Here is a 4,760-nt window from a genome sequence, read left to right on the forward strand (position 1 = left end):
CCCGGAAATTTACGACGTCGAAAAAATCGACAACTCGCAGTTCTACAACTTCGATTTCAAATACGACCTGCCCGGCACCGAAAAGGCGCTGCACTTCCCGTTCAAAAACCTCGAAGGCATGGCGCCGGACACCCTGCGCGTGTTTTTAAGAACCGACCGCATCGCGGTCTTCGGCGTCCGCTACTTCATGAGCCACCCCGGCCACTCGCTGGACAACTATGTGGAGCTGATCAAAAAATTCTCCGCCCAGAATCCCGGCGAAGAAGAGGGGGCGATGCTGATCTATGCCGACGACGCGGAGTACGTCGGCACCAACGCGTGGTACAACCTGAAATACTGCAACGATCCGGATGCCATCTTCGAGGCCATGCCCGATGCCGAAGAAAAGCTGGTCGCCCTGGTCGAAGCCGTGCGCGAACTCGGGGAATTCACCACCTTCGACTCCGCCTGCAACGAGCTGCCGGCCCTCGAAGACAAAATCAATTTCAACGACAATATGTCGTGGCACGGCGGGCAGGCCTCCAACTGGTCGGGCACGCCGATGGCAAAGCTGCTGCGCCCGTGGCAGGCGCTGGTCCGCGAAAAGCTCAAGGACGTCGAAGACACCCTCGCGCCCGATGTGCTGGAAGCGGTCTGGTTCCACCTCACCAACTCCTACAACTCCGACGGGCAGTGGCCGCCGACCACCAAGGCCTCCCCGCACTTTATCTTCCCGTTCAACTACGCCTACAATTTCCAGAACCTGCTGACGGCGGAAATGCTGCTCGGCGGCGTGGACCGCTCCTCGCTCGATACCGACCCCGTCGCGACCATGAAGGCCGTCTTTACCATGCAGCAGGATCTGGTGCTTGAAAAAGCCGAGCGCCTGATGGCTTCCGGCTCCGCACAGGAGCAAAAGGATGCCGCCTTTGCCAAAGAACTGATTGCCCGCTCGCGCGATACCTCCGGCATCGCGCCCGATGCCAAGGTGCTCTATCCCGCCGAATACGAAGTCCGGGCGGAGGCCTTGATCAAGGCGCGGCAGTTGGTCGGCGGCGTGATCGTGGCCGGGGACAAATAAGGGGATATCATGGTTAATAAATGGATGGTAACACTCATTGGCGCCGGCCTGTTGTTGCAGCACGGCTTTGCGGAAGCACACTCGGTTTCCAGCTTGGACGAGTTGATGAAGCTCGCGGCGCAGGACGGCAACGAAATCACGATGAAGCCGGGAACCTATTCGGCAAAGGAGTACCTGACGCCGCAACGCTTGGCCGCCGTAGGCAAGGACGTGGACCGAAGCAAAGGCGGTCGCCCGCCCGTTCCGGTGCTGACGTTCGGCGGCAACAACAACGTCTACAACCTCGACGGCGTGACGCTGGAAGTCGACACCTCCATCTACGACCACCTCCCGCAATTTGGCTATCACCGCCTGCTGTTCGTCTCCGGCCGCGGCAACCTCATCAAGGGGCTGACGATCCGCTATGTCGGGCCGCAGCAGGGCATGAACGGCAACGCGCTCACGCTGTGGGGCGACGACAATACGCTGGAAGGCGTCCGCCTGTTCATGCATGGCTCTTCGCCCTTCGGCTATGGCGACCTGCTCGGCAAGGGCGGCGGGGCCTTGGTGAAGCTCAAAAAGCAGAGCGGCCTCATGATCGGAGGCGACCACTGTACGCTGAAGCGCTGCAAGGTGATCAGCCGCGCGTTCGGCCATTGCTTCTATGTCCAGGGCGCGCGCAACACCGTGCTGGAGGATTGCTATGCCGAGGGCATCACCCGCGCAACCTCCGATATGCTGCGCGATGCGCAGGGCCCCGCGTTCGAGGTCGGCTTTAAGTCGGTCTATGAAAACCGCGACGGGCGCTTCGCGTTCACGCCCGGCTACCGCAAATGCCTGACCGAAGACGGCTTCCGGACCTATAGCGAAGGCGGGCCGCGCAAGCAAAAGACCGGCAAGACCACGCTGATCAACTGCACCGCCGTCAACACCCGCGCGGGCTTCGAGATCATCGGCCCGGGCGAGGGGGATGAGATGACCGAGCTGCACGGCTGCACCGCGCTCGGATGCGAGCGCGCCTATCTGCTCATTTTCGGCAAGATCAAGACGCGCGACTGCCGGGGCGACACCGTGCACGGTCCGCTGCTCTATCTCTGGCGCGGCAGCAACGCCGACGTGGAGTTCGAGTGGGCGGGGGCGGGCTCGGACTACGCCGTTCATGCGCTGGCCACGATTTGCGGCAGCAACCACCGCGTCAAACTCACGCGCTGGGAGGCGGAGGGACCTGCGCCGCGCCTGCCGATCCTGCTCGGCTACGGCATGCCCATGCATGCCGAAATGTCCACGCCCATCCTGGCCGAGATGGCGTCCGGCATCGCGCTCATCAACGAAACGGGCATGCCGGTCATCCAAAGCGATTTGGTGAAGGAATAGCGCGCGGTCCCGCGCCGTGGGCCAACAGGGGCCTATTGGCTGTCCCGGATCTCCAGGCTGAGCTCGGCGCCATCGAGCGCCAGCGTGGCGGACCAGTCGTCGCCGCAAACCAACCAGCGGTTTGGGCCCGCGGATTTTACCGCGCGGATTCGGGGGCCCTCGGCCTGGAGCGAGGGTTCGTAGACCGCGACAAAGGGGCGCGCCCACGCTTCGCCTTTTTGGCGCACCACCAGGGTCGGCATCGGGCGATCCCAATATCGTTCCGCGAGATAGTGCCGGGCTCCGCGGTTGGCGGGGGCTTCGACCGCGAAGACGGTGCGATCTTCGTTGCCGACCATCCAAAGGTCCATCGCGACCGCGTCTGTTCCGACCTTCAAGGGGAAGCGGGCGTGCAGGGCGGAGGCCGTTTGGGCGGAGGCCTCGTTCGTGAAATAGTCGTAGCCCTTCTGGTTGCCTTTTTGGGAGGTCAGTTCCGAACTGGATTTGAGTTTGAGCGCGTCCAGTTCCATGGCGTCGGCCATGCCGTGGTAGAGCCAGTCGTGATACTCGCCCGAATCGGCTTTGTTGAGCTTCGAACGGAAGACGTCGAAGTAGAATGCGGTGGCGTCGTCGATGCGGACCAGCGCCAGAGTGCGCCGCTGGGTGGCGGCGGGCTTTTCGTATTCGAAGCCGGCGGTGAGATAGGTCAGCCGCGGATCGTTCGCCGGTTGGTCGAAGGCGGGTTCGACGGCCTCGATGGTCATGGCGATCGTGCCGTTGCCGTGCCGGGCGTAGGAGGAGGTTCCGTTGACGATGACGGTGTTGTGCGCCGGGGCCTTGGAATAGTATTCGTTGTGGTCGGGCTGCCAATAGCTGCTGCCCCGGCCGGAGTCGATGCCGAGCACGTAGCCGGCGCCATAGAGTTCAACGGCCAATCCGTTGGCGTGCATGTGGCCGCCCTTGGTGCCGAACATCGCCGCGCCGAGCGCGTGGCGGACGTCCCCGTTTTCCGGCAGGTTCTGCATCATCGCCAGATTGATCGGCTCGGCGAAGTAGGTTGGCGTCTTGTGCAAGGCCGCCGGGTTCGCGGCGGGGAGCTGCTCGGCATAGCGGGTCAGCGCCAGCAGGCCGCTTTGCGCCTTGCGGTCGTAGTGGCCGGCGGCCATCTCGGCCTGCAGGGCGGCGGAATAGCGCTGCGCCGAAGCGGTGTCGCCCTGGCCGATCGCCCAGCTGAGCATCAATTCCAGCGCACGGGTTTCGATGCGGGCATAGCTCGTGTCGCCCATGCCGTGCGAGTGTCCGGTGGGGTAGGTCTGTTTCAGCTGGCCGAGTACGGCGCGCTTCAAGAGCGGGTTTTCAAGGGCTTTGCGGCCGTTGGAATCGGTCGACAGGAGCGAGGCGATTTCAACGATGTTGGCCGTGGTGTCGAAGGCATAGCCGGGGGCTTCGGGCCAGATGGCCGTTTGCCGGTCATAGCCCTCGCGCATGACGTGCGTCAGCCCCCATTGGCCCGGCAGGTCGGCGTTGAGAACGACGTCGATATAGTACGGCCGCCCTTTGCCGTCTTCGTATGCGTCGTCCGGCCCGAGCACCAGCCCGGCATAGGCGATTTTCTTCGCCTGGTGCAGGTTCCAGTTCCCGGTGCGCCCGCCGCCGGCAATGATGCGGTCGGCAAACCGCTTGATGCCCTTTTCAATGACCGCGCCGTCGATGTCGTCGCGGGCCTGGATATAGTCGTGCAGGAAGTCGTAGGCGATGGCGATGCTCTGCACGATGCCGTCGTGGATCACTTCGTACGACGAGGTGCCGATGATGCGCGCCGGCCCGCCGTCCTGGTCCAGGATCTCGGGCGGTTTGCAGTAGGAGAGCCCGTGCATGTAGGTCCAGAGAATCGGCGCGGCGAACTCGGCATAGCGCTGCTCGCCGGTCACCCAGTAGAGGAAGGCGGCCTCGGCGGCGAGCTCCATCATCTCGCCGTTGATGCGTTCGATCGCGTGGCCCGTCACCGAGGGGTGGACCCACTCCTCTTTGCCGGTTTTTTCGTTGATCAGCAGGATCAGTCCGTCTTGGTCGTTGAAGGGCCTCAGCTGATCGATCGACTTTTGGCGGGTGTAGTCCGTCTTCCAATCGCGCGCGCCGGCAAAGCGGGGCGTCGGGACGGGCGCGCGGCCTTTGCCGCCGATCGTTCGGGATTGTTCGGTGATCGCCTGCGTGTAGTGGGTGTCCCAGTTCATGGCCATCCGGGACGTCGCCCATTGCGGGTCGGCGGCGGTTTGGGCCACCAACGGATCGATCCGTTCCCGCAGGCGGGTAAAGGCCGCCGTTGCCCAGTCGACCGTGGTGGTCTTTTGCACGATCGCGTCGTGCC

3 protein-coding genes are annotated in these 4,760 nt (G+C 63.6%); 2 read left to right on the forward strand and 1 reads right to left on the reverse strand.

All coding sequences use genetic code 11. From position 1 onward, the window contains the following. Positions 1–1,060 (forward strand): hypothetical protein (locus tag ABYO54_RS14160; protein WP_372808898.1); only part of this gene is annotated, 1,060 nt, incomplete at its 5' end. 9 nt (positions 1,061–1,069) lie between these two features. Then, a complete protein-coding gene (locus ABYO54_RS14165) occupies positions 1,070–2,413 on the forward strand; it encodes a hypothetical protein (protein WP_372808899.1) in 1,344 nt (447 codons plus the stop codon). A gap of 32 nt (positions 2,414–2,445) precedes the next feature. Here the strand turns inward: ABYO54_RS14165 and ABYO54_RS14170 are convergent. Beyond that, a partial coding sequence (locus ABYO54_RS14170) for a heparinase II/III family protein (protein ID WP_372808900.1) occupies positions 2,446–4,760 on the reverse strand: 2,315 nt, incomplete at its 5' end.

The sequence above is a fragment of the Pontiella sp. genome (assembly GCF_041622395.1).
Lineage (GTDB): Bacteria > Verrucomicrobiota > Kiritimatiellia > Kiritimatiellales > Pontiellaceae > Pontiella.

Coding starts and splice junctions, on each gene's coding strand:
- ABYO54_RS14165 (WP_372808899.1), top strand. CDS start 1,070: ATGGTTAATAAATGGATGGTAACACTCATTGGCGCCGGCCTGTTGTTG.